Below are 26,801 nucleotides of genomic sequence, written 5' to 3' on the forward strand. Positions count from 1 at the left end.
AAATAGCTCACGGGCGTCGTTGCCGGCGGCGCCCGTGAGTTTTAGCGTTTCAGCGGCTGCACCAGGCTTTCCAGCCCGTCGATTTTAATCGCCAGCGTCAGCTGCATCAGCTCTCCCAGCTTACCTGGCGGAAATTCGCCCTTGCGGGCGAACCACAGCAGATAAGGCTCCGGCAGATCGATCAGCCGCCGCCCCTGATATTTGCCGAACGGCATCAGGGTATTGGCGATCGCCACCAGCTGCTGCTTATCCATGCGCGGCATCCAACAGGCGAATCATCTCCGCTTCATCAATTACCGCGATCCCCAGCTCCTGCGCTTTCGCCAGCTTGGAGCCGGCGGCCTCGCCGGCGATCACCAGATCGGTTTTCTTCGATACGCTGCCGCTAACCTTCGCCCCCAGCGCGCTAAGACGCTCTTTCGCCTCGTCGCGCGACATAATGCTCAGCGAACCGGTCAGCACCACGGTTTTTCCAGCGAATGGGCTATCCAGCTCTTCGACATTAACCGGGATAATCTCCGGCCAGTGGATGCCGATATCCTCAACCAGCTGGCGGATTACCTCGCGGTTGCTCTCTTCTTCCATAAAGTTACGCAGATGCGCCGCCACAACCTTGCCAACGTCCTGCACGGCAATCAGCGCCTCCAGATCGGCATCCATGATCTTTTCCAGCGAGCCGAAATGGTTCGCCAGATTGACTGCCGTCGCTTCGCCAACTTCACGGATGCCCAGCGCATAAAGGAAGCGCGGCAGCGTGGTGGCCTTCGCCTTCTCCAGCGCGTCCACTACGTTCTGCGCCGATTTAGGCCCCATGCGCTCCAGCCCAATCAGCGTCACGGCGCTGAGGCGGAACAGATCGGCGGGCGTTTTCACATACTCTTTCTCTACCAGCTGGTCGATAATTTTATCGCCCATGCCTTCGACATCCAGCGCGCGCCGTGAAACGAAATGCTTTAACGCCTCTTTACGCTGGGCGCCGCAGATCAGCCCGCCGGTACAACGCGTGACTGCCTCTCCCTCGACGCGCTCTACGTCCGAACCGCATACCGGGCAGCGGCTGGGGAACACCACTTCACGCGTATCGCTGTCGCGCTCTGATTCCACCACGTTGACTACCTGCGGGATGACGTCGCCCGCACGGCGGATTACCACGCGGTCGCCGATGCGCAGCCCCAGACGGGCAATTTCATCCGCGTTGTGCAGCGTCGCGTTGCTGACCATAACGCCCGCCACCTGCACCGGCTCCAGCCGCGCTACCGGCGTAATGGCGCCGGTACGTCCCACCTGAAACTCAACGTCGCGCACCGTGGTGAGCTGCTCCTGCGCCGGAAACTTAAAGGCGACGGCCCAGCGCGGCGCGCGCGCCACGAAGCCCAGCCGATCCTGCAGCTCCTGCGAATCCACCTTGATCACCACGCCATCGATATCAAATCCCAGCGCCGGGCGATCCTTTTCTACCTGATGGTAAAAAGCCAGCACCTCTTCCGCGCTGTGGCTGAGGCGAATGCGATCGCTGACCGGAATTCCCCAGGCTTTAAACTGTTGCAACCGCTCCCAGTGGCTGTGCGGCAGTTCGCCGCCCTCAACCAGCCCGAAGCCGTAACAGAAAAAGGTAAGCGGACGCTTCGCCGTAATGCGCGGATCGAGCTGGCGCAGCGATCCCGCCGCTGCGTTACGCGGGTTGGCGAACACCTTGCCGCCGGTGCGGCGCGCTTCTTCATTCAGCTTTTCGAAGCCGCTTTGGTTCATAAATACTTCGCCGCGCACTTCCAGCCGGGCCGGGATATTGTCGCCATGCAGGCGCAGCGGAATGGCGCGGATGGTACGCACGTTGGCGGTAATATTTTCGCCGGTAGTGCCGTCGCCGCGCGTGGCGGCGCGCACCAGCAGGCCATCCTCATACAGCAGGCTGACCGCCAGCCCATCCAGCTTCAGTTCGCAGCAGAAAGTGATTTCATCGCTGCTTTTCAGGCGATCCTGCACGCGCTTGTTAAACGCCAGGTAGCCCGCCTCATCGAATACGTTGTCAAGCGACAGCATCGGCACTTCATGGCGCACCTGCTCAAACGCCGTCAGCGGCGCGGCGCCGACGCGCTGGGTTGGCGAATCCGCCGTGATCAGATCGGGATGCTGCTCTTCCAGCGCGCGCAGTTCACGCATCAGGCGATCGTACTCCGCATCGGGGATTTCCGGCGCGTCCAGCACGTGATAAAGATATTCATGATGACGAAGCGTGGTTCGCAGCTCGGTAATTTTGTCTTGTACGGATTCCATAACGCACCATCAGAGAAAGAAAACCCCCGCAAGCGGGGGTTCAGGAAAGGGAAAGTAAACCGGTCGCTCAGGCGTTAGCGTCGATAACGTCGCGGATACGCGCCTTATAGGTTTCCAGTTTTTGCGGCGTCATCATGCGACGCTCATCGTCCAGCACCACGCCGCCGACATCATCAGCGATGCGCTGCGCCGACTGCAGCATAAGCTTAAAGTTCTGGTTCGGATCGCCATAGGAGGGCACCATCATAAAGATCGAGACGCCGGGCGTGGTGAAATCGCTCATCGCATCCGGGTTAAACGAACCCGGCTTCACCATATTCGCCAGGCTGAACAGCACCGGCCCGCTTCCCGCCGGGCTGAGATGGCGATGGAAAATATTCATTTCACCAAACTGGAAGCCCGCCTGCAGAATGCCCTGCAACAGGCTTTCGCCGTTCAGCGTACCGCCGGCGTGGGCCGCTACGTGCAGCACCAGCACCGTTTCTTTACGCCGCGCGTCTTCACGCGGCGCGGCGGCAGCCGGCGCGGCGGGTTCAGCTGCGGGCGCAGCGACCGTCGGCTCTGCCTGCTCATCCTGCCGCTGCGGCACATCCGCTTCATCCGGCAGCGTTATCGTTGGCTCTTCAGGCTGGCGCGGCGCCGCTGGCTGCGGCGCGACGGCGGGCTGACGCTCGCTCTGCGGCTGGATGGCCGGCGCTGCGTCATCAGCCTGTGCGGCCGGCTCATCGTCAAACAGCGGATCGCGCTGCGGGCGCGCGGCGACCGGAACGCCGTCGCGTACCGGATGCGGCTTGCGCTCTGGCGAACGTGGCGCGGACTCTTCGTCATCTGCAGCAAAACCATCAAAAGAGGGTTCGTTATGGGAAGGCTTCGCGGGCGCGCGACGCACGCGCACCTCGCCCACGCCGGAATCATCGTCCCCGGTCAGGTTCTCTTCATCATCCTGCTTTAAACGCTTGTGCGGGCGATCGCGAAAAACGGATGAGCGCTCCTTACGGCTGGTCCACAGGCCGTGAAGAAGTAGCGCTATTATGGCAATCGCGCCAACAACGATTAATATCAGACGCAAATCCTGCATCATTGTATTCTCTGTTGTTCCAATACCTTGCCACCACGGCAAACTTTATCCTCTAACTGTATTTGTCCCGCTAAGCAAGTGCAAGTCTGCGCCGTATTTTATGACAAATAAGATAGAAACAGTTCGATTTTTTGCTGCTTTTTCAGCCAATGGACATCTGTTATGCGAAAAAAGTCAGGGTATGATAGCCTCGCCTGACTAATCGAGGAGAAAAACTGTCGATGACTACGCGTCCTCCCGCTGCCGGTAACGGCATCCACTATTTTGCGCAGGGCTGGAAACTGATCCGTCTGCCGGGCATCCGCCGTTTCGTTATTATTCCGCTGCTGGTGAATATTATCCTGCTCGGCGGCGCCTTTGCCTGGCTGTTTCACCGTCTGGGGCGCTGGATACCGCAGCTTATGTCGCACGTGCCGGACTGGCTGCAGTGGCTGAGCTATCTGCTCTGGCCGCTGACCGTGCTTTCCATCGTGCTGGTGTTTAGCTATTTTTTTTCGACTATCGCCAACTGGATCGCCGCGCCATTTTGCGGCCTGCTGGCGGAGCAGCTGGAAGGACGTCTGACGGGCCAGCCGTTGCCCGACAGCGGCTGGCTGGCGATGCTGAAAGATGTGCCGCGCATTATGAAGCGGGAGTGGCAGAAGCTCGCCTGGTATCTGCCGCGCGCGCTGGGTCTGCTGCTGCTCTACTTTATTCCCGGCTTCGGCCAGACGGTCGCGCCGGTGCTGTGGTTTCTGTTCAGCGCCTGGACGCTCGCTATTCAATATTGCGATTATCCTTTCGATAACCATAAGGTGAGTTTTCCGCAGATGCGCAGCGCGCTGCGCCGGCACAAAACCGACAATATGCAGTTCGGCGCGCTGGTCAGCCTGTTCACCATGATTCCCCTGCTGAACCTGGCGATTATGCCGGTTGCAGTCTGCGGCGCGACGGCGATGTGGGTCGATCGCTATCGCCATCAGGCGGGACAGGATGCGCCGCGGCTCAGCCCCGACGCGCGCTGAGCCGCCTGTTGCCGCGTCGCGGCTGGCGGCGCCACCATCACCGGTTTAGCGCCCTCAGCCGCAGCGTTGCGGCTTATGCATTTTCAGCCCGGCTTATTTCGACTAAACATATCCATATACTATTTCCTTCCTTCCTTGCGAAACTGGAAAAGGTATGCTCTCAGGGTTTCCCAAAATTCATACAGTTAAGGACGGGCTATGAGCAAGATTTATGAAGACAACTCTTTGACAATCGGTCATACGCCGCTGGTTCGTCTGAACCGCATCGGCAATGGGCGTATTCTGGCGAAGGTTGAGTCCCGTAATCCCAGCTTCAGCGTCAAATGCCGTATCGGTGCCAATATGATATGGGACGCGGAAAAACGCGGCATCCTGAAACCGGGCATCGAGCTGGTGGAGCCAACCAGCGGCAATACCGGTATCGCGCTGGCCTACGTTGCCGCGGCGCGCGGCTATAAACTGACGCTGACGATGCCGGAAACCATGTCCGTTGAACGACGCAAGCTGCTGAAAGCGCTGGGCGCCAGCCTGGTGCTGACCGAAGGCGCGAAAGGCATGAAAGGCGCCATCGCCAAAGCGGAAGAGATTGTCGCCGGCGATCCTGACAAGTTCCTGATGCTGCAACAGTTCAGCAATCCGGCGAACCCGGAAATCCACGAAAAAACCACTGGCCCGGAGATCTGGGAAGATACCGACGGCGAAGTAGACGTATTTATTTCCGGCGTCGGCACCGGCGGCACTCTGACAGGCGTGACGCGCTATATTAAGAATACCAAAGGGAAGAAAGCGTTAATCAGCGTTGCGGTAGAGCCGACCGACTCGCCGGTGATCGCCCAAACATTGGCCGGCCAGGAAGTGAAGCCCGGCCCGCATAAAATTCAGGGCATCGGCGCTGGCTTTATTCCAGGCAACCTTGATCTAAGCCTGGTGGATCGCGTGGTTGCCGTAACTAATGAAGAAGCGATCGCCACCGCCCGTCGCTTGATGGACGAAGAAGGCATTCTGGCCGGCATCTCTTCCGGCGCCGCCGTGGCTGCCGCGCTCAGGCTGCAGGAAGAAGAATCCTTCGCCAACAAGAATATTGTCGTTATCCTGCCCTCTTCCGGCGAACGCTATTTAAGCACCGCGCTGTTTGCTGACCTGTTCAGCGAAAAAGAGCTGCAATAATAATGCCAGGATATTAAAAATGTAGCAAAAAGCGCCCAAAGGGGCGCTTTTTTGTGGCATACATCAAACTTTACCCCTCATAAGCGTTGATTCAGGGGGGTAGCTCTGGTATTTAAGCATGCAATTATTTCGAAGCACAAAATTAATCGCCGCTTGAACTGGATCAAGCTGAATCGATTTACTGATTTGGCGGAATAGCGTAACAGGCGGCATAATGAGGAGTGGAGCAGCGAAGCGAAAATCCCTGTTTTCGCCCCGCCGGCTCGCATGCCTTAACTGCGCATCTTTTGGTGAGTCCTGTACTCGAACCAGCGCGACCTTCACAGGCTAAAGTTTCGCCGCCAGGCTAGACTTTAGAGACAAAACACCAAACCTAATTAAGTTGGGGAAATATAATGTTCCAGCAAGAAGTTACCATCACCGCACCTAATGGCCTGCATACTCGTCCGGCTGCTCAGTTCGTTAAAGAAGCAAAAGCGTTTGCCTCTGAAATCACCGTGACTTCCAACGGCAAATCCGCCAGTGCGAAAAGCCTGTTCAAACTGCAAACGCTGGGTCTGACTCAGGGTACCGTGGTGACGCTGTCTGCTGAAGGTGAAGATGAGCAGCAGGCCGTTGAGCATCTGGTTAAACTGATGGCTGAACTCGAGTAATCGACCAGTCGCCGAAAAACCGTTTCATCAGGCAACTGAGTGCAAATATATCTATCGCGGACATTAAGTCCGCGTTGTTGCCTCGGTACAATACGGTTCCGCAGGATCCTGGCACCTCGTTTAGCCTGGTAGGCATCGTTATAAAAAGGTAAGGTTATGATTTCAGGCATTTTAGCATCACCGGGTATCGCTTTCGGCAAGGCACTTCTGCTGAAAGAAGATGAAATCGTCATCAACCGGAAGAAAATTTCTGCCGATCAGGTTGATCAAGAAGTTGCGCGTTTTATCGAAGGTCGTCGTAAAGCGGCCGCGCAGCTGGAAGCCATCAAAATTAAAGCAGGCGAAACCTTCGGCGAAGAGAAAGAAGCCATCTTCGAAGGTCATATCATGCTGCTGGAAGATGAAGAGCTTGAGCAGGAAATCATCAGCCTGATTAAAGATGAGCTGGCTTCCGCCGATGCCGCCACCCACAGCGTGATCGAAGGCCAGGCGAAGGCGCTGGAAGAACTCGACGACGAATACCTGAAAGAACGTGCCGCCGACGTACGTGATATCGGTAAGCGCCTGCTGCAAAACATTCTTGGTCTGCATATTGTCGATCTGAGCGCTATCAAAGATGAAGTGGTGCTGGTGGCCAGAGATCTGACGCCGTCCGAAACCGCGCAGCTGAATCTGAAAAAAGTGCTGGGCTTTATCACCGATCTGGGCGGCCGCACTTCGCACACCTCTATTATGGCCCGTTCGCTTGAGCTGCCTGCTATTGTCGGCACCGGTGACGTCACCAGTCGCGTTAAGAACGATGATTATCTGATTCTGGATGGCGTTAACAACAAGGTTTACGTTAACCCGACTGCTGAAGTCATCGAAGAGCTGAAAGCGGTACAGCATCAGTATCTGAGCGAAAAAAATGAGCTGGCCAAGCTGAAAGATCTGCCGGCGATTACGCTGGACGGCCATCAGGTGGAAGTCGGCGCCAACATCGGCACCGTGCGCGATATCCCAGGCGCCGAGCGCAACGGCGCAGAGTGCGTCGGCCTCTATCGTACCGAGTTCCTGTTTATGGATCGCGACGCGCTGCCGACCGAAGAAGAGCAGTTCCAGGCCTATAAAGCCGTAGCGGAAGCGATGGGCTCACAGGCGGTGATCGTCCGCACCATGGATATCGGCGGCGATAAAGACCTGCCCTATATGAACCTGCCGAAAGAAGATAACCCGTTCCTCGGCTGGCGCGCGATCCGTATCGCCATGGATCGCAAAGAAATTCTGCATGCGCAGCTGCGCGCGATCCTGCGTGCTTCCGCGTTCGGCAAACTGCGTATCATGTTCCCGATGATCATCTCGGTGGAAGAAGTTCGCTTCCTGAAAGCAGAGCTGGAGATGCTGAAGGCGCAGCTGCGTGAAGAGGGCAAAGCATTCGACGAAGCCATTGAAGTGGGCATTATGGTTGAAACGCCGGCTTCAGCGGTCATTGCCCGTCATCTTGCAAAAGAAGTTGACTTCTTTAGTATTGGGACAAACGACCTAACGCAGTATACTCTGGCGGTGGATCGTGGTAACGATCTGATTTCCCATCTTTATAACCCAATGACGCCGTCGGTGCTTGGTTTGATTAAGCAGGTGATTGATGCTTCTCATGCCGAAGGTAAGTGGACCGGCATGTGTGGTGAGCTGGCAGGTGATGAACGTGCTACACTACTGTTATTGGGAATGGGGCTGGACGAATTCAGCATGAGTGCCATTTCTATCCCGCGCATCAAGAAGATCATTCGTAATACGAACTTCGAAGATGCTAAGGCATTAGCAGAGCAGGCTCTGGCTCAACCGACGGCGGAAGAGTTGATGAACCTGGTCAACAAGTTCATTAAAGAAAAAACACTCTGCTGATTCCGCGATACGCTGGCCCAACATTACTGCTTAGGAGAAGATCATGGGTTTTTTTTCCAAACTGTTTGGTGATAAAACAGAAAGCGCATCTGGCACTATTGAGATCGTCGCCCCGCTCTCTGGTGAAATCGTAAATATCGAAGACGTGCCGGACGTAGTATTTGCGGAGAAAATTGTCGGCGACGGCATCGCAATTAAACCGGCGGGCAATAAAATGGTTGCCCCGGTTGATGGCACCATCGGCAAAATCTTCGAAACCAACCATGCATTCTCTATCGAATCTGAGAGCGGCATTGAGCTGTTTGTTCACTTTGGTATCGATACCGTAGAGCTGAAAGGCGAAGGCTTCAAACGCATCGCGGAAGAAGGCCAGAAAGTGAAAAAAGGCGATGTTGTTATTGAGTTCGATCTGCCCCTGCTGGAAGAGAAAGCCAAATCTACGCTGACGCCGGTTGTGATCTCCAATATGGATGAAATTAAAGAGCTGACCAAGCTCACCGGTCAGGTCACCGTAGGTGAAACGCCGGTTATCCGTATTAAAAAATAACCGGTAAGGTAATAAAACGAACGGCGCCTGCGGGCGCCGTTTGTTATTTGCTTCAATAGTTAATGCGCGCCGCTTAATTACCCTGCCAGCGCGGCAAACGAATTGTCATTTCCAGCCCGCCGTTGCGCCCGTTCGCCGCCTGTACTTCACCGTGATGCGCCAGCACCACCTTGCGCACGATAGATAATCCCAGCCCGTAGCCCTTGCCCTGCAGCGGCGAATTCACCCGCACGAAAGGATCGAAGATGCTGGAAAGCTTATCGGCGTCCACCCCTGGGCCGCTGTCGCTAACGCAGACGCAGAGCCAGCCGCCGTCAGGCCGTAAGGCAATCACCACCTGCTGGCCCGGTAGCGAATAGCGCAGCGCGTTGCGCACTACATTCTCCAGCGCGCGCCGCACCAGCTCCGCATTGCCCTTCAGGGTATAGTCTGCGCCCTGTTCCGCCTCCAGCGCTATTTCCACGCCGGGCAGCTGCGCCTCATAGCGGGCATCGTTGACTACCGTTTCCAGCAGGCCGTAAAGATCGAAATATTGCTCATCGGGCATATTCTCATGCTCCGCGCGCGACAGCGCCAGCAGCTCGCCAATCATCTTATCAAGCCGCCGCGCCTCTTCATCGATACGATCGAGCGAGGCGTGCGCCGTCTCCGGCGTCTGGCGGGCCAGCCCGGTCGCCAGCTGCAGACGCGCCAGCGGCGAGCGCAGCTCATGTGAGATATCGTGCAGCAGCTCTTCACGCGCTCTGACCAGCACCGCCAGGCGCTCCACCATCGCGTCGAAGTCGCGCGCCACCGCCGACAGCTCGTCATGGCGGCGGCGCATTTGCGGCCAGAGGCGTACAGAGAGATCGCCGTTTGATACGCGCGCGAAGCCCAGCCGCAGCTGACGCATCGGGCGCGTCAGATTCCAGGCCAGCAGCGAACTGAACAACAGCCCCATCAGCCCGGCAAACCAGAAAACCGGCTCCGGAATATTAAGGATCTTCGGCGGCGGGCCGCCCATCTCGCTATCTTCACGCAGCCCTTTTACATCGTAGCGCAGCTGATACTGTTGCCCATCGGCGCCGGTCACCCACTCCACCACCTGGTCGGGATAGCCTTTCCCCTGCAGCGCAACGTTAAGCTGCCGGCGCGGCGTCTCCTGCGGCGGAAAAGGCATCGGCGTCACCGCAAAGAAGCGCCGGTCGCCCGGCGCCCAGTCCGACATCATATTATCCAGCGCCGGCAGGCCGCCATGCTGCAAAACCGACGCCGCCGACGCCATCTGCAAATTGACGATGCGCCGCGTGGCGATATGCTCCGGCGGCTCCCGATGCTTGCCGTAAAGCGTAAAACCCAGCCACAGCAGCTGACTAATCAGAAAAAAGACCAGCCAGAAGCCGAACAGAATTTTCCAGAACAGGCACCCGCGAAAACGAGACCTCATCGAATGCGGTAGCCGATGCTGCGCACGGTTTCGATATTGATCGCATCACCGGTCAGTCCCGCCAGCTTCTGGCGAATATTGCTGATATGCACATCGACGCTGCGATCGTAGGCCTCACGCGGGCGCCCCAGCCCTTGTTCCGACAGCTCATCTTTCGTCACCACGCGATCGGGCGAGCGCAGCAGCAGATCGAGTAAGTTGAATTCTGACGCGGTTAAATCAAACGGCTTGTTTTTCCATTCGCTGATGCGCGTGGCCGGGTTTAACGTCAGATCGCGCCAGCGCGCCACCTCTTTTTTCTCCGGCTGCGCCGGCTGTTCATCAATGCGGCGCAGCACCGCCCGCAGGCGCGCCACCAGCTCGCGGGGATAGCAGGGTTTAGGCACATAGTCGTCAGCGCCCATCTCCAGGCCGATAACCCGATCGATATTATCGCCCTTCGCCGTCAGCATAATAACGGGAATGCGGCTGCCCTGCCGTACCTGACGCAGCACGTCAATGCCGCTCATATCGGGCAACATAATATCCAGGATCACCGCCTGGAATTTCCCCGACAGCGCGCCGTCGATGCCCGCCTGCCCGGTAAGCACCAGCGAGGCTTCAAAGCCTTCGCCCTGCAAATAGTCGCTGAGCATGGCGCCCAGCTCAAGATCGTCGTCGACTAACAGAATTTTCATACGTCTACTCTCAATCACGGTTGGCGCTATTTTGACCTTAAGCCCGGCGTTGCGCAGCAGGTTTTACTGAATCCTTACAGAGAACTTCTCCTGATTGAACGGTCGTTTCGCTTTATTGTGGCAGGCTTTTACGTTATACCAGTGCTTTCTTCGCTTCAGGGATTGTCGACATGGCATTAGGCCGCACCTTATTTAAACGTAAACGGTTATTACTGCTGCTGTTTTTACTGATTGCCGCCGTTATCGCCTGGCTGCTGCTGCGTCCGCAACAGGCGCCGGCGCAATTTTTGACTGCTACCGTTGAACAGCGTCCGCTACAGCAAGAAGTGCTGGCCGACGGCACGCTTTCCGCCAGCAAGCTGGTCAGCGTCGGCGCGCAGGCTTCCGGCCAGATCAAAAGTTTGCTGGTCGATCTGGGCGATCAGGTTAAACAGGGGCAGCTGGTGGCGGAAATCGACAGCATGACGCAGCAAAATGCGCTGCAAAACGCACAGGCGGCGCTAAAAAACATTGAGGCGCAGCGGGCGGCTAAGCTGGCGCAGCTAACCAACTTCCGCGCCGCCTTTGCGCGCCAGAAGGCGATGCTGGCGAAAAACCTGACGCCGAAAGCGGACTATGACAGCGCGCTGGCGACGCTGAGCGCTACCGAAGCGGAAATTCGCGCGCTGGAAGCGCAGATTGCCCAGGCGCAAATCGAGGTAAATACCGCGCAGGTCAATTTGGGCTACACCCGTATCGTATCGCCGATTGACGGCACCGTAGTCTCCGTACCGGTAGAGGCCGGACAGACGGTTAACGCCGTGCAGAGCGCGCCGACGCTGATGAAGGTTGCCAACCTCGACACCATGACGGTAAAAGCGCAAATTTCCGAAGCGGACGTGATTAAAGTCGAACCAGGCATGAAAGTCTGGTTTTCTATCCTCGGCGAGCCGAATAAGCGTTATGAAGCCCGCCTGCGCGCCATTGAGCCCGCGCCGGATTCCATTAACGAAGAGAGCAGCAGCCTGACCGGCTCCTCCAGCAGCTCAAGCGATAAAAAAGCCATCTACTATTACGGCCTGTTTGACGTGCCTAATCCAGAGCATCGCCTGCGTATCTCGATGTCGGCAGAGGTGCATATCGTGCTGGGCGAGCGGCCAAACGCGCTGGTGATCCCCGCCACCGCAATTGATAACGCCGATGGCAAAACCACGGTGCAGGTGGTAGATGCTAACCAGCAGGTAACGCGCCGCGCCGTGCAGGTGGGGCTGAATGATAATATCGAAGCCGAAATTATCTCCGGCCTGCAGGTGGGCGAGAAAGTGGTGCTGGGGCAACGTAACGAGGCGGCGGCCAAAGACGCGCCTCCCGGAGCGGAACCACGCTAATGGCGCTGCTGGAACTTAACAATATCAGCCGTTCCTTCCAGAACGGCGAGCAGCAGGTACAGGTGCTGCACAATATTCATCTTGCTATCGAAGCCGGAGAGTTTGTCGCTATCGTAGGGCAGTCGGGTTCTGGCAAATCAACGCTGATGAATATTCTCGGCTGTCTTGATAAGGCCAGCGCCGGTGACTACCTCGTTGCCGGACGCGCCGTCTCCGCGCTGGACGATGATGCGCTGGCGGCGCTGCGCCGCGAGCACTTCGGCTTTATCTTCCAGCGCTATCATCTGCTGAGCGAGCTGACGGCGCTGGGCAACGCCGAAATGCCCGCTATCTATGCCGGGAAAGCGCCGCAGGCGCGCCGGGAACGCGCCACCGCCCTGTTAACCCGCCTCGGCCTGGGCGAACGCCTGCATTACCGGCCAGGCCAGCTTTCCGGCGGCCAGCAGCAGCGCGTCAGTATTGCGCGCGCGCTAATGAACGGCGGCGAAGTGATCCTGGCCGATGAGCCGACCGGCGCGCTCGACAGCCGCAGCGGCGAAGAGGTAATGCGTATCCTGCACGATCTGCATCAGCAGGGGCACACTATCGTAATCGTTACTCACGATATGAATATTGCGCAGCACGCCCAGCGCATTATTGAAATTCGCGACGGCGAAATCCTCAGCGATACCCGGCGTGACGAGGCGAGCGCCGCGCCGCCGCCGCGCCTGACCACTCGTGACAAAGGCAACGCCTGGCGTGCCGCGCGCGATCGTCTCACCGAAGCCTTTCGCATGGCGCTGGTTTCCATGCTGTCGCAGCGGCTGCGCACCTTCCTCACCATGCTCGGCATTATTATCGGCATCGCCTCGGTGGTGGCGGTGGTGGCGCTCGGCAAAGGCTCACAGCAAAAAATTCTTAATGAAATCAGCTCAATGGGCACCAGCACGCTGGAGATCTATCCGGGGAAAGATTTCGGCGATATGCACGCCTCCTCAATTCAGACGCTGCGCGCCAGCGATGCGGAGGCGCTGGCGCATCAGCCCTATGTTCACAGCGTTACGCCGCTGCTTTCCACCAGCACCACGCTGAAATATCGCAATCAGGCGCTGTCGGTATCGATTAACGGCGTCGGCGAACAGTTTTTTGCCGTGCGCGGCTATCAGATCGCGCAGGGGAAAGCCTTTGACCGCCATAGCGTTGATACGCTGGCGCAGGAGGCGGTGATTGATAAAAATACCCGTAACCGGCTGTTCGCCAACGGTGAAAACCCGCTGGGGCAGGTGCTGATGCTGGGGAATATGCCGGTACGCATCGTTGGCGTCGCGACTCATCAGAGCAGCTTCGTTAACGACAGTAACCTGGATATCTGGGTGCCCTATACCACGGTGATGAAGCGTATGGTGGGGCAAACCTGGCTCAGCGGCATTACCGTGCGGGTGAAGGATAATGTCGATCTGGCGCTGGCGGAACAGGGCGTTACGCGCCTGATGACGCAGCGCCACACCGATAAAGACTTTTTCATCTTTAATGCCGACAGCATTCGTCAGACCATCGAAAACACCACCAATACCATGACTCTGCTGGTGGCGATGATCGCCCTGATTTCGTTGCTGGTGGGCGGTATCGGCGTGATGAATATCATGCTGGTATCGGTAACCGAGCGCACGCGCGAGATTGGCGTACGCATGGCGGTAGGCGCGCGCGCCAGCGATATTATGCAGCAGTTCCTGATTGAGGCGGTGCTGGTCTGCCTGACCGGCGGCATTATCGGCGTGCTGCTGTCGCTGGTGCCGGGCATGATACTCGCCCAGGTAACCAACAGCTTCAGCATGATCTATTCGCCCTTCTCTATCGTGGCGGCCTTTGTCTGCTCCAGCCTGATTGGCGTGATTTTCGGCTTCTTCCCGGCGCGGCGCGCCGCCCGTCTCGATCCGATCCACGCCCTGGAGCGCGAATAAGCGTGGCCCCGGTCGGGGCCGCGTTACTGATAGACGCCGGTAGAGAGATAACGATCGCCGCGATCGCAAATAATCGCCACCACTACGCTGCCGGGATTTTCTGCGGCGATGCGCAGCGCGCCGGCTACCGCGCCGCCGGAGCTGACGCCGCAGAACACGCCCTCGCGCGTCGCCAGCTGACGCATGGTTTCTTCCGCCTCGCTCTGTCCCATATCCACAATACGATCGACCAGATCCGGCCGCCAGATCCCCGGCATCCAGGCGGCGGGCCAGCGGCGAATGCCGGGAATGCTGCTGCCCTCCAGCGGCTGTAAGCCGATAACCTGCACCTGCGGGTTCTGCTCTTTCAGATAGCGCCCTACCCCGGTGATGGTGCCGGTGGTGCCCATGCTGGAAACAAAATGGGTAATGCGCTCGGCGCTCTGCCGCCAGATTTCCGGCCCGGTGGTAGCGTAATGTCCCAGCGGGTTATCGGGGTTGTTAAACTGATCCAGCACCTTGCCTTCACCGCGCGCCGCCATCGCCTGCGCCAGATCGCGCGCGCCCTCCATGCCCAACTCGCGGCTTATCAGCACCAGCTCGGCGCCGTAGGCGCGCATCGCCGCCTGCCGTTCGGCGCTCATATTGTCAGGCATCAACAGCCTCAGCGCATAACCTTTAATCGCTGCGATCATCGCCAGCGCGATGCCGGTATTGCCGCTGGTCGCTTCAATCAGCCGATCGCCGGGGCTGATTTCGCCGCGCCGCTCGGCGCCCTGAATCATTGACAGCGCGGCGCGATCTTTAACCGATCCGGCGGGATTATTGCCCTCAAGCTTCAGCCATATTTCACTGCCGTTGGCAGGCGTCAGGCGCTGCAGTTTAATCAACGGCGTATTGCCGATGGTGCTTTCCAGCGTGGTCACAATATTTATCCCGGCAGGCAAGAGATGGCGGGCAGCAGTCCCGCCCGACATATGAAAGAAGTGAGAAAATATCAGGCGCTTTCGGCAAAGGCAACCGTGCGCAGCGGGGTATTTCCCTGATAGAGGCGCGCCTGTTGCAGGCCGACATAGAGGCGTTCACCGCGCAGCGGCGCGCTATGCCCGCCATCAAACACCAGGCTGAACGGTTCGGCCTGCCAGCCTGCGGGCTGAACCAGCAGCTGCCAGAAGTGGCCGCGCGGGCTGACCTCCAGCACCTGCACCGGCAGCGGCGTCTCCAGGCTGCTATAGCGGTTAACCTCGATCTCCCATGGGCGTAAAAAGAGCTCAACCGCGCCCTGCTGCGCCGGCGTAAAGCCCAGCGGCCAGTGATGCGCGCCAACGTGGAACTGCGAACCGTGAACTTCAGCATCGAAGCGATTAACCTCGCCGAGGAACTCCAGCACGAAACGGCTGGCGGGATCGCGCCAGACATCATCCGGCGTGCCGACCTGCTCGATATTCCCCTGGCTCATTACTACCACCCGATCGGCCACTTCCATCGCCTCTTCCTGATCGTGGGTAACAAAGACGCTGGTAAATTTCAGCTCTTCATGCAGCTGACGCAGCCAGCGACGCAGCTCTTTGCGCACCTGGGCGTCCAGCGCGCCAAACGGCTCATCCAGCAGCAGGATCTGCGGCTCTACCGCCAGCGCGCGCGCCAGCGCCACACGCTGTTTTTGTCCGCCGGAAAGCTGGGCCGGATAACGATTAGCCAGATGCGCCAGCTGTACCATCTCCAGCAGCTGCGTTACCTTTTGCTTAATCGCCTGCGCCGACGGGCGCTCGCGCTTAGGCAATACCGTCAGGCCGAAGGCGATATTGTCAAATACCGTCATATGGCGAAACAGCGCGTAGTGCTGGAAGACAAAACCCACCTGGCGATCGCGCGCGTGCAGGCGGCTGACATCCTTGCCATGAAAGCGAATCTGCCCGCTGTTCTGGTGCTCCAGCCCGGCAATAATGCGCAGCAGCGTAGTTTTACCGGAACCCGATGGGCCAAGCAGCGCCACCATCTGACCAGAAAGAATATCCAGCGAGATGTCGTTCAGCACGCGCGTCCGGCCAAAGGATTTGTTGATCTGGCTAATCTCAATGCTCATGATTTCCCTCCTGCTGTAAGCGCTTCTGCTGGTTCTCTAATCGCCATTGCAGCGCGCTTTTCAGAAATAGCGTCACTATCGCCATCAGGGTCAGCAGCGCGGCGGCGGTAAAGGCGCCGACGCTGTTATAATCCTGATGCAGTAATTCAACCTGTAGCGGCAGCGTATAGGTTTCGCCGCGAATCGATCCCGATACCACCGAGACCGCGCCAAACTCGCCGATGGCGCGCGCGTTGGTCAGCACCACGCCGTACAGCAGCGCCCAGCGAATATTCGGCAGGGTTACGCGGCGGAACATCTGCCAGCCGGAGGCGCCCAGCAGCACCGCCGCCTCGTCCTCATGGCTGCCCTGGCTGAGCATGACCGGCACCAGCTCGCGTACCACGAACGGACAGGTAACGAAAATGGTCGCCATTACAATGCCGGGCCAGGAGAACATCAGCTGAATGCTGTGCGCATCCAGCCAGCCGCCTGCCGGGCCATTAACGCCCCAGAACAGCAGATAAATCAGGCCGGCAACCACCGGCGACACCGCAAAGGGGATATCGAACAGCGTCAGCAGCAGCTGGCGGCCCGGAAAAGTAAAACGCGTCACCAGCCAGGCGAGCAGCGTACCGAACACCAGGTTAACCGGGACGGTAATCAGCGCCACCAGCACCGTCAGCCAGATGGCATGCAGCATATCGGCATCGGCGAGATTGCTCAGCGCCGCAACAGCGCCCTGCGCCAGCGCCTCGGTAAAGATCGCGATCAGCGGCACCACCAGCAGCAGAAATGAAACCAGCGCGCCGACAGCAATCAGCAACCACTTACTCCAGTTAACGGGCTGGCGTTGTACGCCGTTCAGCTGAGTAATATCGGCCATCAGTGACCTCCCAGACGGCGCCCGAAGCGGCTTTGTAAAGTATTAATGGCGAACAGCAACAGCAGCGAGGCGGCAAGGATCACCGAAGCGATAGCGCTGGCGGCCGGATAATCGAACTCCTGCAGACGGATAAAAATCATCAGCGAGGTAACCTCCGTCTTCCAGGCGATGTTACCGGCGATAAAGATTACCGCGCCGAACTCACCCAGGCTGCGGGTAAACGAAAGCGCAGTGCCCGCCAGCAGCGCCGGCGCCACCTCCGGCAGCACCACGCGGCGAAAGCTCTGCCACGGCGTGGCGCCCAGAGTTTGCGCCGCCTCTTCATATTCCGGCCCCAGCTCTTCCAGCACCGGCTGAACGGTGCGCACCACAAAAGGAATGCTGGTAAAGGCCATCGCTACCGCGATGCCGAGCCAGGTATAGGAAACCTTAATATCAAACTGCGCCAGCCACTGACCGTACCAGCCGTTAACCGAAAACAGGCCCGCCAGCGTCAAACCAGCCACCGCCGTCGGCAGCGCAAAAGGCAAATCTATCAGCCCGTCCAGCAGGCTGCGTCCGGGAAAGCGATAGCGCGTCAGGATCCAGGCCATCAGCATGCCGAACACGGCGTTGAAAACAGAGGCGACGCCCGCAGCCAGCAGCGTCACCTTATAGGCCGCCATCACCTGAGGATTAGTAATGACTTGCCAGTATTGCGCCAGCGACATCTGCGCCAGCTGCATCAACAGGGCGCTCAGCGGCAGCAGCAAAATCAGGCAGGTAAAAAACAGGCTGCTGCCGAGGCTGATGCCGAATCCCGGCAGTACGCGCTTACTACTTGCAGCAAACATTAACCGCGCCCCGCCGCCAGCAGCTTATCCAGCTCGCCGCCGCTGGCGAAATGGGTTTTCATCACCTGCTGCCAGCTGCCGAAGCGATCCTCAACGCGAAACAGCTCGGTTTGCGGAAACTTCGCCTGCGCCATCAGCTGCGGATTGTTTACCCGATAATAAAATTGCGTCATGATTTTTTGCGCCGTCGGCGTATAGAGATAGTTGAGATAGGCTTTCGCCGCCGCTTCGCTATGATTGTGCTGCACGTTTTTATCCAGCCACGCCACCGGGAACTCAGCCAGAATATCGACTTCCGGCACTACGACTTCATAGCCCTGGCTGGCGTACTGCTGGCGAATGTTGTTCACTTCCGATTCGAAGCTGATCAGCACATCGCCCAGCCCGCGCTCGACAAAGGTAGTGGTGGCGCCGCGCCCGCCGGTATCGAAAACCTCAACGTTCTTCACAAACTGCTGCATAAACTGCCGGGTTTTGGCGCCATCGCCGTGGTTCGCCTGCTCCGCCGCGCCCCATGCCGCCAGCCAGGTATAACGCCCGTTGCCAGAGGTTTTGGGATTCGGGAATATCAGCTTCACGTCGCTGCGCACCAGATCGTTCCAGCTATGAATCTGCTTTGGATTACCTTTGCGCACCAGGAAAGCCATGGTGGAGTAAAAAGGCGAGCTGTGATTCGGCAGGCGCGTCTGCCAGTTCGCCGGCAGCAATCTGCCGCGCTCGTGCAGGATCTGGACATCGGTAACCTGGTTATAGGTCACCACGTCAGCCTTCAGGCCCTGAAGGATCGCTAATGCCTGCTTTGACGAACCGGCATGAGACTGACGCAGGGTGAGCTTATCGCCGGGATGCGTTTCATCCCACTGTTTAATAAAGGGAGCATTCAGCGCGGTAAAGAGTTCACGCGAGACGTCATAAGAGCTGTTAAGCAGCTCGGTCGCCTGCGCGCTGACGGCTAACAGCAAACTGAGCGCTGTAGCGCTGAAAAACTTTTTCGTCACGGAAAATGTCATTTCACACCCTGAGTCATATGCCGGCCTGTGCACCGTATGCTCAGTGTATTTATAACTCAGCGCAAAGCTGTAACGGTTTTATATATCGTTTGCTGATTTTAAAGTCGAAAAAGGCATAAGAAGGCGGCAAAGGTTAGCGAAAAAACGGCAAAGGGCGCGGCGGGAGTAGCGGCGCCGGGCGGGCGGGAATAGTGACGCCTGCCACGCGGCGCCGCCTGAAGCTTTACAGCGCTAACAGCGTTGCAACGGAAGGCGCGAACCACCACGCGCCGCTAACCGGCTTGGTAAAGCGCAGCATCGCGTCATATTTACCGTCGCGTTCGCCAAACATGCTCAGCAGCTGCTGTTCGATGTTATGCAGCGTCGCGCAGTAGGCGATAAAGTAGAGGCCGTTGGTGCCGCTGGCGGTGCCGTAAGGCAGGCTGTGACGCAAAATTTTCAGCCCCTGGCCGTTCTCTTTCAGATCGACCCGGCTCAGATGCGAGGTATCAGGACGCGCATCGCCCGGCAGCTCTTCGTTGCTCTGCCTGGTACGCCCGATCATCTGCTCCTGCTGCGACAGCGGCAGGCGATTCAGCTGCGACAGATTATGCTCCCAGCGCTGGGTGAATATATAGCTGCCGCCGGCGTCCACGCCGTTGGCGATAACCGCCACCTGCTGACGCATCTCGCCCTGCGGGTTCTCGGTGCCGTCTACGAAACCGGAGAGATCGCGATCTTCCGTCCAGCGGAAGCCGTGCGTCTCCTCTTCAACACGCAGCGCCGCGCCAAAGGCGGCCAGCGCAGCCTGCGCCAGCGAGAAGTTAACGTCATGGCGCTGCGATTGTATATGAATCAACAGATCGCGCTGGGTAGCCGGCGCGATATTATTCCCCAGCGGCTGAAAATCCTTCAGTTCCGGCGCGCTGCCCGTCGGCGCCAGATCGCGCCACAGCGCGTTGCCAAAAGCGACCACCGCGCCCAGACCGGCGTCAGGATAGCGCTGCTGCAGCGTGGTTAACTGTTGATAAAATTCGTTGACGCCCTGGCGCACCTGTTGCAGATCGCCGTGGACGGCGGCTTCCAGCCAGATGGCGAAGCGGCTGTGTTCGGTCAGGATGCCGCTCTGATGCTGAGACATTCGGCATTACTCCAGAAATGAAATAAAACAGGGCCATATCATAACGGAAAGCGGCGGCGAAAAGTGAGGCGCCGCCGCGATTACCGCTTAACGCTGCCAGATAATTTTACTGACGCGCCAGCTCTGCAAGATATCGTCAGGTGGAATCAGCCCCAGCGGACCGGCCCATTGCCCCTGATAGAGATAGCTGATGTGCTGGCTGTTGGGCGCCTGACACAGCACTGACGCCTCGTTAGCAACGGGCTGACAGTGCCCGAAGGCTTTCTGATAGCGTTTGCTGAACGCATCGCCGATATGGGTGCCGTCGGCGCTGGCGATCTCCACATCGCTGACCTCAATGCGGCTGACGCTCTCCTTGCCGCTCAGGGTCAGACTGACCTCATCATCCTTCAGCGCCTGCCAGAAGTTGACCACGCCGCCCTGCTCGCTGCGCATCCCCTGGCGCAGCCGATAATCGCCGTTCAGCGCCTCGTTGATGGCGTTTGCCTGCAGCGGCGTGCTGCCGTTAACCGCGCCAACGCCCTGCTCGGTAACGGTCAGCGCGGAACCGAACCAGTTGCCGGGCCACAGGGTGGACCAGGACCAGTCAAGCGGATTCCACCAGCTGGTTTCGCTGCGGTGCGAGCCGCTGCTGGCGCAGCTTACCAACAATAAGGCCGCGACAATGAATGCCGATCGTACTGATTTCATTTCAACTCCTGAGATGGTGATGCGACTTTTGCCGTGAGGTTGGAGTCGCATAAGCGCAAAAAGTTTTATTCCGGACGGTTCAGCTCCGCCGCGAAGCAGGCTTTCAGCCGCTGGCTAAGCAGCAGCCAGCAGAGCGCCAGCAGATCGAAGCAGGCGGGCAGCCAGAGCGCCGGCGTAGCGAGATCGCCCTCCTGCCAGCTTTGCCATACCGTCAGCGCCAGGCTCAACAGCAAACCGGCGCACAGCACCCAACGCCAGCTTTGCCAGAGGCGCGGCAGGCGCTGGCGATAGCCGGTCAACAGCAGCCCAAGCGCCGCCGGTACGCCGCACCCCAGCCCCAGCCAGAAGGCGCCGCTGTCGGGATAGAAGAGCGCCAGCAGCGCGCTGCCCTGCTGACGCGAGGCGCCGGCCATAATAAACAGCACCCAGGTGCGCGCCTGCAGCAGCAGAATCGCCCAAAAGGCCGGCGGTAAACGCAGCTGGCCTTTACCGTCATAATCATCCGGGGAGAAAGGTAACATAAAGAAAGGGTTAGCCGCGCTGCCGCGGCCGGACAAGATTAATATTCACGATCTTCAATTATACGTTTGCCAAGACAGACCACATCCTGCATATCGTAATCCAGCTTCTCATAAAATCCGATAACCGCATCGTTCTCTTCACGCACGATCAGGTTGATTTTCGGGCAGCCGCGCGCGATCAGCTTTTTCTCCAGACGATTGAGCAGCGCGTTGGCAAAGCCGCGTCCACGATAGTCGGGATGGACGCCCAGATAGTAGACCGAGCCGCGATGGCCGTCGTAGCCGCCCATCAGGGTGCCGACGATTTCGCCGCCGACGACCGCTACCAGAAACAGATCGGGATCGTGATTTAGCTTACGCTCGATATCCATTTCCGGGTCGTTCCACGGGCGTAACAGATCGCAGCGTTCCCAAAGCGTAATAACCTCTTCAAAGTCTTCCTGGCGGAATGCGCGGATTTCCATGAAATTTTCCCAGACGTTACCCACAATTCATTGATTATCACGCATTCTTTCGGCGGCGCAACCCTCGCGGCGCGCCTGCCGGGAAAAAAATTTATGCCGGCTGTTTATTTTGCTGAAATAAGTAGCAAAAGTCTGCGCCGCCTTGCCTGCCGCCGCCCGACCAGCCGCTACGTTATAACCAACTTTTTAGTTACGCACGCCGCAATCAGCGTCCGGCTTAGGTATACTCCGGAGCCTGCTACCAGGGAGCGAACTATGCCCCTTGTTTATTCAACGGTGAAGAATATGAATGCTCCCAATATTGAACAGGTAAAAGCCTTTCTGCTGGCGCTACAGGATGAAATATGTCAGCAGCTGACGCTGGCGGACGGCGGCGGGCAGTTTCAGGAAGATAGCTGGACACGGCCTGCGGGCGGCGGCGGGCGCAGCCGGGTGCTGCGTCAGGGCGCGATCTTTGAGCAGGCCGGGGTCAATTTTTCTCACGTCCACGGCGATCGGATGCCGGCATCCGCCACCGCGCACCGGCCTGAGCTGGCGGGACGCAGCTTCGAAGCCATGGGCGTTTCGCTGGTTATTCATCCGGAGAATCCCTATATCCCTACCAGCCACGCCAACGTGCGTTTCTTTATCGCGGAAAAGCCGGGCGCCGATCCGGTCTGGTGGTTCGGCGGCGGTTTCGATCTCACTCCCTATTACGGTTTTGAGGAGGATGCGGTGCACTGGCACCAGACCGCCTTCGATCTCTGCCAGCCGTTCGGCGCCGATCGCTATCCACGCTACAAGAAGTGGTGCGATGACTACTTCTTTCTGAAACACCGCAACGAACAGCGCGGCATCGGCGGCCTGTTTTTCGACGATCTGAACACGCCCGATTTCGCCACCTGTTTTGCCTTTACGCGCGCGGTTGGCGCCGGTTTTCTCAAAGGCTATCTGCCGATCGTCGCGCGCCGCAAAGATATGCCGTGGGGCGATCGCCAGCGTCAGTTCCAGCTCTATCGCCGCGGGCGCTACGTGGAGTTTAATCTGGTGTGGGATCGCGGCACGCTGTTTGGTCTGCAAACCGGCGGCCGTACCGAATCTATCCTGATGTCAATGCCGCCGCTGGTGCGCTGGGAATATGATTATCAGCCGCAGCCTGATTCGCCGGAGGCGGCGCTCTACCGCGATTTCCTGCCGGTTAAAGAGTGGCTGGGCAATAAAGCCTGACCAGAGCGGATAAGGCGCCCTGGATCAAAGCCGCTATGCCGCTACGTACAGCGCCCCGCGCCGCAAAGCGCGCGGGAGCGGCGGCCGGATGCGGGCTAAAGGCTGCGCGGCGCGAACGGCGCGCGACTCCGGCTGACGCCGCCGCCTGATGTTCGGCCAGCTGCGCCCCGACGTCCGCCTTCGGGCCGCTGAACTACAGCGGCTGGGTCTGCGCCTCCACCACCGCCAGCGCCACCATATTCACGATGCGGCGCACCGACGAAATCGGCGTCAGCACGTGCGCCGGTCTGGCGATCCCCATCAGCACCGGGCCAACGGTTACCCCTTCCGAACTGGAGACGCGCAGCAGGTTGTAGCTGATGCGCGCCGCTTCAACGTTCGGCATTATCAGCACGTTCGCGGCGCCCTTAAGCGGGCTGTCGGGCATCAGATCCCGGCGCACGTTTTCGTCCAGCGCGGCATCGCCGTGCATTTCGCCATCGATCTCCAGCTCCGGCGCCAGCGCCTGCACCCGCGCCAGCGCTTCACGCATCTTGCGCGCCGCCGGCGCATCCGAAGAGCCGAAGCTGGAGTGAGAGAGCAGCGCCACCTTCGGTTCGATACCGAAGCGCCGCACCGTCTCCGCCGCCATCAGCGTCAGCTCCGCCAGCTGCTCCGGCGTCGGATCTTCATTGACGTAGGTATCGGCAATAAAGGTGTTGCCGCTCGGCAGCAGCAGCGCGTTCATTGCGCCCGCCACGTTAATACCCTGGCGGAAGCCAAGCACCCGCTCGATAACCTCGTAGTGCTCCTTATAATTGCCGATAGTGCCGCAAATCATCGCGTCCGCCTCGCCGCGATGCACCATAATAGCGGCGATAAGCGTCGGGTTGCCGATCATCGCGCGCTGCGCCTGCTCCGGCGACACGCCGCGCCGTTTCATAATCTGGTAATATTCGTTCCAGTAGGCCTTAAAGCGCGGATCGGATTCATTATTCACCACCTCAAAATCTTTTCCGGCCTCGATTTTCAGCCCCAGCTTCTGTAAGCGCATGGCGATCACATTAGGGCGCCCGATAAGTATCGGCTGCGCCAGCCCCAGCGTGACCAGTTCCTGGGTAGCGTGCAGCACCCGCGCCTCTTCCCCTTCGGCCAGCACCACCCGCTTCGGCGCTTTGCGCGCCTGGGCGAACACCGGTTTCATAAAGAGGTTGGTTTTATAAACAAATTCGGTCAGCTTCTCGCGATAGGCGTCAAAATCCGCGATGGGCCGGGTCGCCACGCCCGATTCCATCGCCGCTTTCGCTACCGCAGGCGCGATTTTCACGATCAGACGCGGATCGAACGGCCGAGGAATCAGATAGTCGGGACCAAAGGAGAGCTCTTCATCGCCATAGGCCGACGCCACTACCTCGCTTTGCTCCGCCAGCGCCAGCTCTGCAATAGCATGCACCGCCGCCAGCTTCATCTGTTCGTTAATCGCCGTCGCGCCGACATCCAGCGCGCCGCGGAAAATAAACGGAAAGCAGAGTACATTGTTGACCTGGTTGGGGTAGTCGGAGCGGCCGGTGCAGATAATCGCATCGGGACGCACCGCTTTCGCCAGCGGCGGCAGGATTTCCGGCTCCGGATTCGCCAGCGCCAGGATCAGCGGATCGGGCGCCATGCGTTTTACCATCTCCGGCGTCAGTACTCTCGGTCCGGAGCAGCCGAGGAAAATATCCGCGCCGGCAATCGCCTCCTCCAGCCGACGCATGCCGTTATCCTCAATGGCATAGGCGGCTTTGGTTTCCGCCATCGGCGTTTCGCGTCCCTGGAAGATCACCCCTTTTGAATCGCAGACGATGATGTTATGGCGCTGCATCCCCAGCTCAACCAGCAGATTCATGCAGGCGATAGCGGACGCCCCGGCGCCGGAAACCACCAGCCGCACGTCGGAGATATTTTTCTTCACGATACGCAGCCCGTTGATCACCGCCGCCGTACAGATAATCGCGGTGCCGTGCTGATCGTCATGGAACACCGGGATTTTCATGCGCTCGCGCAGCGCTTTTTCAATATAAAAGCATTCCGGCGCCTTAATATCCTCCAGGTTGATGCCGCCGAAGGTCGGCTCCAGCGCGGCAATAACGTTAATCAACCGATCCGGATCCAGCTCATCAATTTCAATATCGAAAACATCAATGCCGGCAAACTTTTTGAACAGCACGCCTTTACCTTCCATCACCGGTTTTCCGGCCAGCGCGCCGATATTGCCCAGCCCCAGCACCGCCGTCCCGTTAGAGATCACCGCGACCAGATTGCCGCGCGCGGTATATTTATGCGCGGCAAGCGGATCCTCTGCTATCTCCAGACAGGGCGCTGCCACGCCCGGCGAGTAGGCCAGCGCCAGATCGCGCTGCGTCGCCAGCGGCTTGGTGGGAGAGACCTGAATTTTCCCCGGCTGGGGAAACTGGTGAAAATCTAACGCGCTCTGCTTGAGTTGATCGTCCATCAGCGGTTCCCTGATTGATAACGTGGATTAAAGTTTCAACTTCGCAGTATAGGAGCGCGACGCGGCAGAAAACTTGAAGCGGACCAAAGAATTGTCTATCCCGCTGTGACGATTCACGCATCACTCAGGCGGCGGATACGCTATTTTGCACATCTGCTATGCTTCTTAATGGTCCGATCGTGACGCAGCGATCGCCCCTGCCGGGCAGAGGCTATGGCGGTTATTTTTCTGGCAGCGGGAAAGTGCGCGCGCTGGCGTAAGAGGCACTGCTCATCAAGTCTGTGTGCTGTTCACGTGGCATCCTGCCTGAAATCGTCGCGGCATCCGCATCAGGTTCAGCTTCGTCAGGCCGCGCCCTGGCGGCGAACGTGCCGCTATTGAAACAGCCCATAGCAACAATCAGAGAAAACGTATTCCCCCTGTCAGGCAGCTGGTGCAATGTGGATCGCCTGTCACCAGCAACAGCGTTCCCCTGGCGCCGTCGGGAACCACGTTTACTTTCGCATTACCCTTTGGGTACCAAGGAGATAACAGATGAATCAGCTAGAGGCATTGAAACAGTTTACTACCGTAGTGGCGGACAGCGGAGATATTGAATCCATTCGCAACTACCATCCTGAAGACGCCACCACCAACCCGTCTCTGATCCTGAAAGCCGCCGGTCTTGAATCCTATAAGCACTTGATTGACGACGCGATCGATTACGCGAAAAAACAGGGCGGCAGCAAAGAAACGCAAATTATCAACGCCAGCGATAAAGTAGCGGTGAACCTCGGCATGGAAATCCTGAAAAGCGTGCCGGGGCGTGTTTCGACCGAAGTGGATGCGCGCCTCTCCTTCGATCGCGGCATGTGCGTGACCAAAGCGGAAAAGCTGGTACGGATGTATGAAGAGCACGGCATCGATCGTTCACGTATTCTGATTAAGCTCGCTTCCACCTGGGAAGGCATCCGCGCAGCGGAAGAGCTGGAGAAAAACGGCATCAACTGTAACCTGACGCTGCTGTTCTCCTTTGCCCAGGCGCGCGCCTGCGCCGAAGCGGGCGTCTTCCTGATCTCGCCGTTTGTCGGCCGCATCTACGACTGGTACAACAGCCGCAAACCGCTCGATCCGTACATCGTCGATGAAGATCCGGGCGTGAAATCGGTGCGCAACATTTACGACTACTACAAATCACACCGTTACAAAACCATCATTATGGGCGCCAGCTTCCGTAAAACCGAGCAGATCCTCGCGCTGGCGGGCTGCGATCGCCTGACCATCTCCCCTAACCTGCTGCAGGAGCTGCAATCCAGCGATGCGCCGGTAGAACGTAAACTGACGCCGTCTACGGAAGGGTTCCACGAACCGGCTTCGCTCTCCGAAGCGGAATTCCGCTGGGAACACAACCAGGATCCGATGGCGGTAGAGAAACTCGCTGAAGGTATCCGCCAGTTCGCCGCTGACCAGATAAAACTGGAAGAGACGCTGGCCGCCCGGCTGTAACGGTCGCTAACCACATTGATTCAGGGGCGGCTTTTCGCCCCGTTTTCATTCC

The 26,801-nt window shown here is 58.5% G+C and carries 24 protein-coding genes; 9 read left to right on the top strand and 15 right to left on the bottom strand.

The window, feature by feature from the left end; translation table 11 throughout:
* Window positions 1-41 precede the first annotated feature (41 nt).
* The 3 genes from FKM52_RS09360 to zipA form a co-directional block, all read right to left on the bottom strand.
* Window positions 42-254 carry a DUF3820 family protein gene (locus FKM52_RS09360; protein ID WP_167519764.1) on the bottom strand — a complete coding sequence of 71 codons (213 nt, stop codon included), beginning with the start codon at window positions 252-254 and terminating at the stop codon, window positions 42-44.
* Window positions 247-2,274: an NAD-dependent DNA ligase LigA gene (gene ligA, locus FKM52_RS09365; protein ID WP_141175939.1), complete on the bottom strand. Its 2,028-nt coding sequence runs from the start codon at window positions 2,272-2,274 to the stop codon at window positions 247-249. The genes FKM52_RS09360 and ligA overlap by 8 nt, the downstream gene beginning before the upstream one ends.
* Window positions 2,275-2,341: 67 nt before the next feature.
* Entirely contained in the window at window positions 2,342-3,355 is a 1,014-nt protein-coding gene (gene zipA, locus FKM52_RS09370) for a cell division protein ZipA (protein ID WP_141175940.1), read from the bottom strand.
* A gap of 218 nt (window positions 3,356-3,573) precedes the next feature.
* Here zipA and cysZ point away from each other — a divergent pair, with 218 nt between their 5' ends.
* The 5 genes from cysZ (at window position 3,574) to crr (ending at window position 8,607) form a co-directional block, all read left to right on the top strand.
* Complete coding sequence (gene cysZ / locus FKM52_RS09375; RefSeq protein WP_141175941.1) at window positions 3,574-4,356, top strand: sulfate transporter CysZ; 783 nt, start codon at window positions 3,574-3,576, stop codon at window positions 4,354-4,356.
* Window positions 4,357-4,554: 198 nt separating this feature from the next.
* Window positions 4,555-5,523, top strand: a complete 969-nt coding sequence (gene cysK / locus FKM52_RS09385; RefSeq protein ID WP_141175943.1) for a cysteine synthase A — start codon at window positions 4,555-4,557, stop codon at window positions 5,521-5,523.
* A 395-nt stretch (window positions 5,524-5,918) separates the two neighbouring features.
* The gene (gene ptsH / locus FKM52_RS09390; RefSeq protein ID WP_038624898.1) at window positions 5,919-6,176 is read left to right on the top strand and encodes a phosphocarrier protein Hpr; all 258 of its coding nucleotides are present in this window, start codon (window positions 5,919-5,921) and stop codon (window positions 6,174-6,176) included.
* Window positions 6,177-6,332: 156 nt separating this feature from the next.
* The gene (gene ptsI / locus FKM52_RS09395) at window positions 6,333-8,060 is read left to right on the top strand and encodes a phosphoenolpyruvate-protein phosphotransferase PtsI (RefSeq protein WP_141175944.1); all 1,728 of its coding nucleotides are present in this window, start codon (window positions 6,333-6,335) and stop codon (window positions 8,058-8,060) included.
* Between the two features lie 43 nt (window positions 8,061-8,103).
* On the top strand, window positions 8,104-8,607 hold the full coding sequence (crr, locus tag FKM52_RS09400) for a PTS glucose transporter subunit IIA (RefSeq protein WP_141175945.1): 504 nt from the start codon (window positions 8,104-8,106) through the stop codon (window positions 8,605-8,607).
* Between the two features lie 73 nt (window positions 8,608-8,680).
* Here crr and FKM52_RS09405 read toward each other — a convergent pair whose 3' ends face one another.
* Entirely contained in the window at window positions 8,681-10,033 is a 1,353-nt protein-coding gene (locus FKM52_RS09405) for an ATP-binding protein (protein ID WP_141175946.1), read from the bottom strand.
* A complete protein-coding gene (locus tag FKM52_RS09410; RefSeq protein WP_141175947.1) occupies window positions 10,030-10,710 on the bottom strand; it encodes a response regulator transcription factor in 681 nt (226 codons plus the stop codon). Before FKM52_RS09410 ends, FKM52_RS09405 begins: the two co-directional genes overlap by 4 nt.
* 170 nt (window positions 10,711-10,880) lie before the next feature.
* On the opposite strand from FKM52_RS09410, the gene FKM52_RS09415 reads away from it, so the two are divergent.
* Window positions 10,881-12,077, top strand: coding sequence for an efflux RND transporter periplasmic adaptor subunit (locus tag FKM52_RS09415; RefSeq protein WP_141175948.1), 1,197 nt, complete (start codon window positions 10,881-10,883; stop codon window positions 12,075-12,077).
* A complete protein-coding gene (locus tag FKM52_RS09420) occupies window positions 12,077-14,017 on the top strand; it encodes a MacB family efflux pump subunit (protein WP_141175949.1) in 1,941 nt (646 codons plus the stop codon). Before FKM52_RS09415 ends, FKM52_RS09420 begins: the two co-directional genes overlap by 1 nt.
* 23 nt (window positions 14,018-14,040) lie before the next feature.
* On the opposite strand, the gene cysM is transcribed toward FKM52_RS09420, so the two are convergent.
* The 9 genes from cysM to FKM52_RS09465 form a co-directional block, all read right to left on the bottom strand.
* A complete protein-coding gene (cysM, locus tag FKM52_RS09425; protein ID WP_141175950.1) occupies window positions 14,041-14,922 on the bottom strand; it encodes a cysteine synthase CysM in 882 nt (293 codons plus the stop codon).
* Window positions 14,923-14,993: 71 nt separating this feature from the next.
* Complete coding sequence (cysA, locus tag FKM52_RS09430; protein ID WP_141175951.1) at window positions 14,994-16,082, bottom strand: sulfate/thiosulfate ABC transporter ATP-binding protein CysA; 1,089 nt, start codon at window positions 16,080-16,082, stop codon at window positions 14,994-14,996.
* Window positions 16,072-16,947, bottom strand: a complete 876-nt coding sequence (cysW, locus tag FKM52_RS09435) for a sulfate/thiosulfate ABC transporter permease CysW (RefSeq protein ID WP_141175952.1) — start codon at window positions 16,945-16,947, stop codon at window positions 16,072-16,074. Before cysW ends, cysA begins: the two co-directional genes overlap by 11 nt.
* Window positions 16,947-17,780: a sulfate/thiosulfate ABC transporter permease CysT gene (gene cysT, locus FKM52_RS09440; protein WP_141175953.1), complete on the bottom strand. Its 834-nt coding sequence runs from the start codon at window positions 17,778-17,780 to the stop codon at window positions 16,947-16,949. Before cysT ends, cysW begins: the two co-directional genes overlap by 1 nt.
* Window positions 17,780-18,790: a sulfate ABC transporter substrate-binding protein gene (locus tag FKM52_RS09445; RefSeq protein WP_141175954.1), complete on the bottom strand. Its 1,011-nt coding sequence runs from the start codon at window positions 18,788-18,790 to the stop codon at window positions 17,780-17,782. Before FKM52_RS09445 ends, cysT begins: the two co-directional genes overlap by 1 nt.
* 223 nt (window positions 18,791-19,013) lie before the next feature.
* Window positions 19,014-19,910, bottom strand: a complete 897-nt coding sequence (locus FKM52_RS09450) for a Dyp-type peroxidase (RefSeq protein ID WP_141175955.1) — start codon at window positions 19,908-19,910, stop codon at window positions 19,014-19,016.
* 87 nt (window positions 19,911-19,997) lie between these two features.
* On the bottom strand, window positions 19,998-20,600 hold the full coding sequence (locus tag FKM52_RS09455) for an RpoE-regulated lipoprotein (RefSeq protein WP_141175956.1): 603 nt from the start codon (window positions 20,598-20,600) through the stop codon (window positions 19,998-20,000).
* A gap of 65 nt (window positions 20,601-20,665) precedes the next feature.
* Window positions 20,666-21,121, bottom strand: a complete 456-nt coding sequence (locus FKM52_RS09460; protein WP_141175957.1) for a DUF2919 domain-containing protein — start codon at window positions 21,119-21,121, stop codon at window positions 20,666-20,668.
* Window positions 21,122-21,159: 38 nt separating this feature from the next.
* Window positions 21,160-21,585 carry a GNAT family acetyltransferase gene (locus FKM52_RS09465; protein ID WP_141175958.1) on the bottom strand — a complete coding sequence of 142 codons (426 nt, stop codon included), beginning with the start codon at window positions 21,583-21,585 and terminating at the stop codon, window positions 21,160-21,162.
* Between the two features lie 285 nt (window positions 21,586-21,870).
* On the opposite strand from FKM52_RS09465, the gene hemF reads away from it, so the two are divergent.
* Window positions 21,871-22,791 (top strand): oxygen-dependent coproporphyrinogen oxidase, encoded by a 921-nt coding sequence (gene hemF, locus FKM52_RS09470; protein WP_141176200.1) that lies wholly within the window; start codon window positions 21,871-21,873, stop codon window positions 22,789-22,791.
* A 193-nt stretch (window positions 22,792-22,984) separates the two neighbouring features.
* Here hemF and maeB read toward each other — a convergent pair whose 3' ends face one another.
* Window positions 22,985-25,264 (bottom strand): NADP-dependent oxaloacetate-decarboxylating malate dehydrogenase, encoded by a 2,280-nt coding sequence (maeB, locus tag FKM52_RS09475; RefSeq protein ID WP_141175959.1) that lies wholly within the window; start codon window positions 25,262-25,264, stop codon window positions 22,985-22,987.
* 534 nt (window positions 25,265-25,798) lie between these two features.
* Between maeB and tal the strand changes: the two genes are divergently transcribed.
* Complete coding sequence (tal, locus tag FKM52_RS09480; protein WP_141175960.1) at window positions 25,799-26,749, top strand: transaldolase; 951 nt, start codon at window positions 25,799-25,801, stop codon at window positions 26,747-26,749.
* Window positions 26,750-26,801 lie beyond the last annotated feature (52 nt).

This window comes from Mixta tenebrionis, assembly GCF_006517625.1.
In the GTDB taxonomy this organism is placed as follows: Bacteria; Pseudomonadota; Gammaproteobacteria; order Enterobacterales; family Enterobacteriaceae; genus Mixta; species Mixta tenebrionis.

What these genes read in the sequence shown, in the direction of transcription:
- cysW (WP_141175952.1), bottom strand. Translation starts at nt 16,947, where the DNA reads ATGGCCGATATTACTCAGCTGAACGGCGTACAACGCCAGCCCGTTAAC.
- cysT (WP_141175953.1), bottom strand. Translation starts at nt 17,780, where the DNA reads ATGTTTGCTGCAAGTAGTAAGCGCGTACTGCCGGGATTCGGCATCAGC.
- FKM52_RS09410 (WP_141175947.1), bottom strand. Translation starts at nt 10,710, where the DNA reads ATGAAAATTCTGTTAGTCGACGACGATCTTGAGCTGGGCGCCATGCTC.
- FKM52_RS09360 (WP_167519764.1), bottom strand. Translation starts at nt 254, where the DNA reads ATGGATAAGCAGCAGCTGGTGGCGATCGCCAATACCCTGATGCCGTTC.
- cysK (WP_141175943.1), top strand. Translation starts at nt 4,555, where the DNA reads ATGAGCAAGATTTATGAAGACAACTCTTTGACAATCGGTCATACGCCG.
- maeB (WP_141175959.1), bottom strand. Translation starts at nt 25,264, where the DNA reads ATGGACGATCAACTCAAGCAGAGCGCGTTAGATTTTCACCAGTTTCCC.
- cysA (WP_141175951.1), bottom strand. Translation starts at nt 16,082, where the DNA reads ATGAGCATTGAGATTAGCCAGATCAACAAATCCTTTGGCCGGACGCGC.
- FKM52_RS09450 (WP_141175955.1), bottom strand. Translation starts at nt 19,910, where the DNA reads ATGTCTCAGCATCAGAGCGGCATCCTGACCGAACACAGCCGCTTCGCC.
- FKM52_RS09445 (WP_141175954.1), bottom strand. Translation starts at nt 18,790, where the DNA reads ATGACATTTTCCGTGACGAAAAAGTTTTTCAGCGCTACAGCGCTCAGT.
- cysZ (WP_141175941.1), top strand. Translation starts at nt 3,574, where the DNA reads ATGACTACGCGTCCTCCCGCTGCCGGTAACGGCATCCACTATTTTGCG.
- FKM52_RS09460 (WP_141175957.1), bottom strand. Translation starts at nt 21,121, where the DNA reads ATGTTACCTTTCTCCCCGGATGATTATGACGGTAAAGGCCAGCTGCGT.
- ptsI (WP_141175944.1), top strand. Translation starts at nt 6,333, where the DNA reads ATGATTTCAGGCATTTTAGCATCACCGGGTATCGCTTTCGGCAAGGCA.
- FKM52_RS09420 (WP_141175949.1), top strand. Translation starts at nt 12,077, where the DNA reads ATGGCGCTGCTGGAACTTAACAATATCAGCCGTTCCTTCCAGAACGGC.
- ptsH (WP_038624898.1), top strand. Translation starts at nt 5,919, where the DNA reads ATGTTCCAGCAAGAAGTTACCATCACCGCACCTAATGGCCTGCATACT.
- FKM52_RS09415 (WP_141175948.1), top strand. Translation starts at nt 10,881, where the DNA reads ATGGCATTAGGCCGCACCTTATTTAAACGTAAACGGTTATTACTGCTG.
- hemF (WP_141176200.1), top strand. Translation starts at nt 21,871, where the DNA reads ATGAATGCTCCCAATATTGAACAGGTAAAAGCCTTTCTGCTGGCGCTA.
- ligA (WP_141175939.1), bottom strand. Translation starts at nt 2,274, where the DNA reads ATGGAATCCGTACAAGACAAAATTACCGAGCTGCGAACCACGCTTCGT.
- FKM52_RS09405 (WP_141175946.1), bottom strand. Translation starts at nt 10,033, where the DNA reads ATGAGGTCTCGTTTTCGCGGGTGCCTGTTCTGGAAAATTCTGTTCGGC.
- crr (WP_141175945.1), top strand. Translation starts at nt 8,104, where the DNA reads ATGGGTTTTTTTTCCAAACTGTTTGGTGATAAAACAGAAAGCGCATCT.
- FKM52_RS09465 (WP_141175958.1), bottom strand. Translation starts at nt 21,585, where the DNA reads ATGGAAATCCGCGCATTCCGCCAGGAAGACTTTGAAGAGGTTATTACG.
- tal (WP_141175960.1), top strand. Translation starts at nt 25,799, where the DNA reads ATGAATCAGCTAGAGGCATTGAAACAGTTTACTACCGTAGTGGCGGAC.
- zipA (WP_141175940.1), bottom strand. Translation starts at nt 3,355, where the DNA reads ATGATGCAGGATTTGCGTCTGATATTAATCGTTGTTGGCGCGATTGCC.
- FKM52_RS09455 (WP_141175956.1), bottom strand. Translation starts at nt 20,600, where the DNA reads ATGAAATCAGTACGATCGGCATTCATTGTCGCGGCCTTATTGTTGGTA.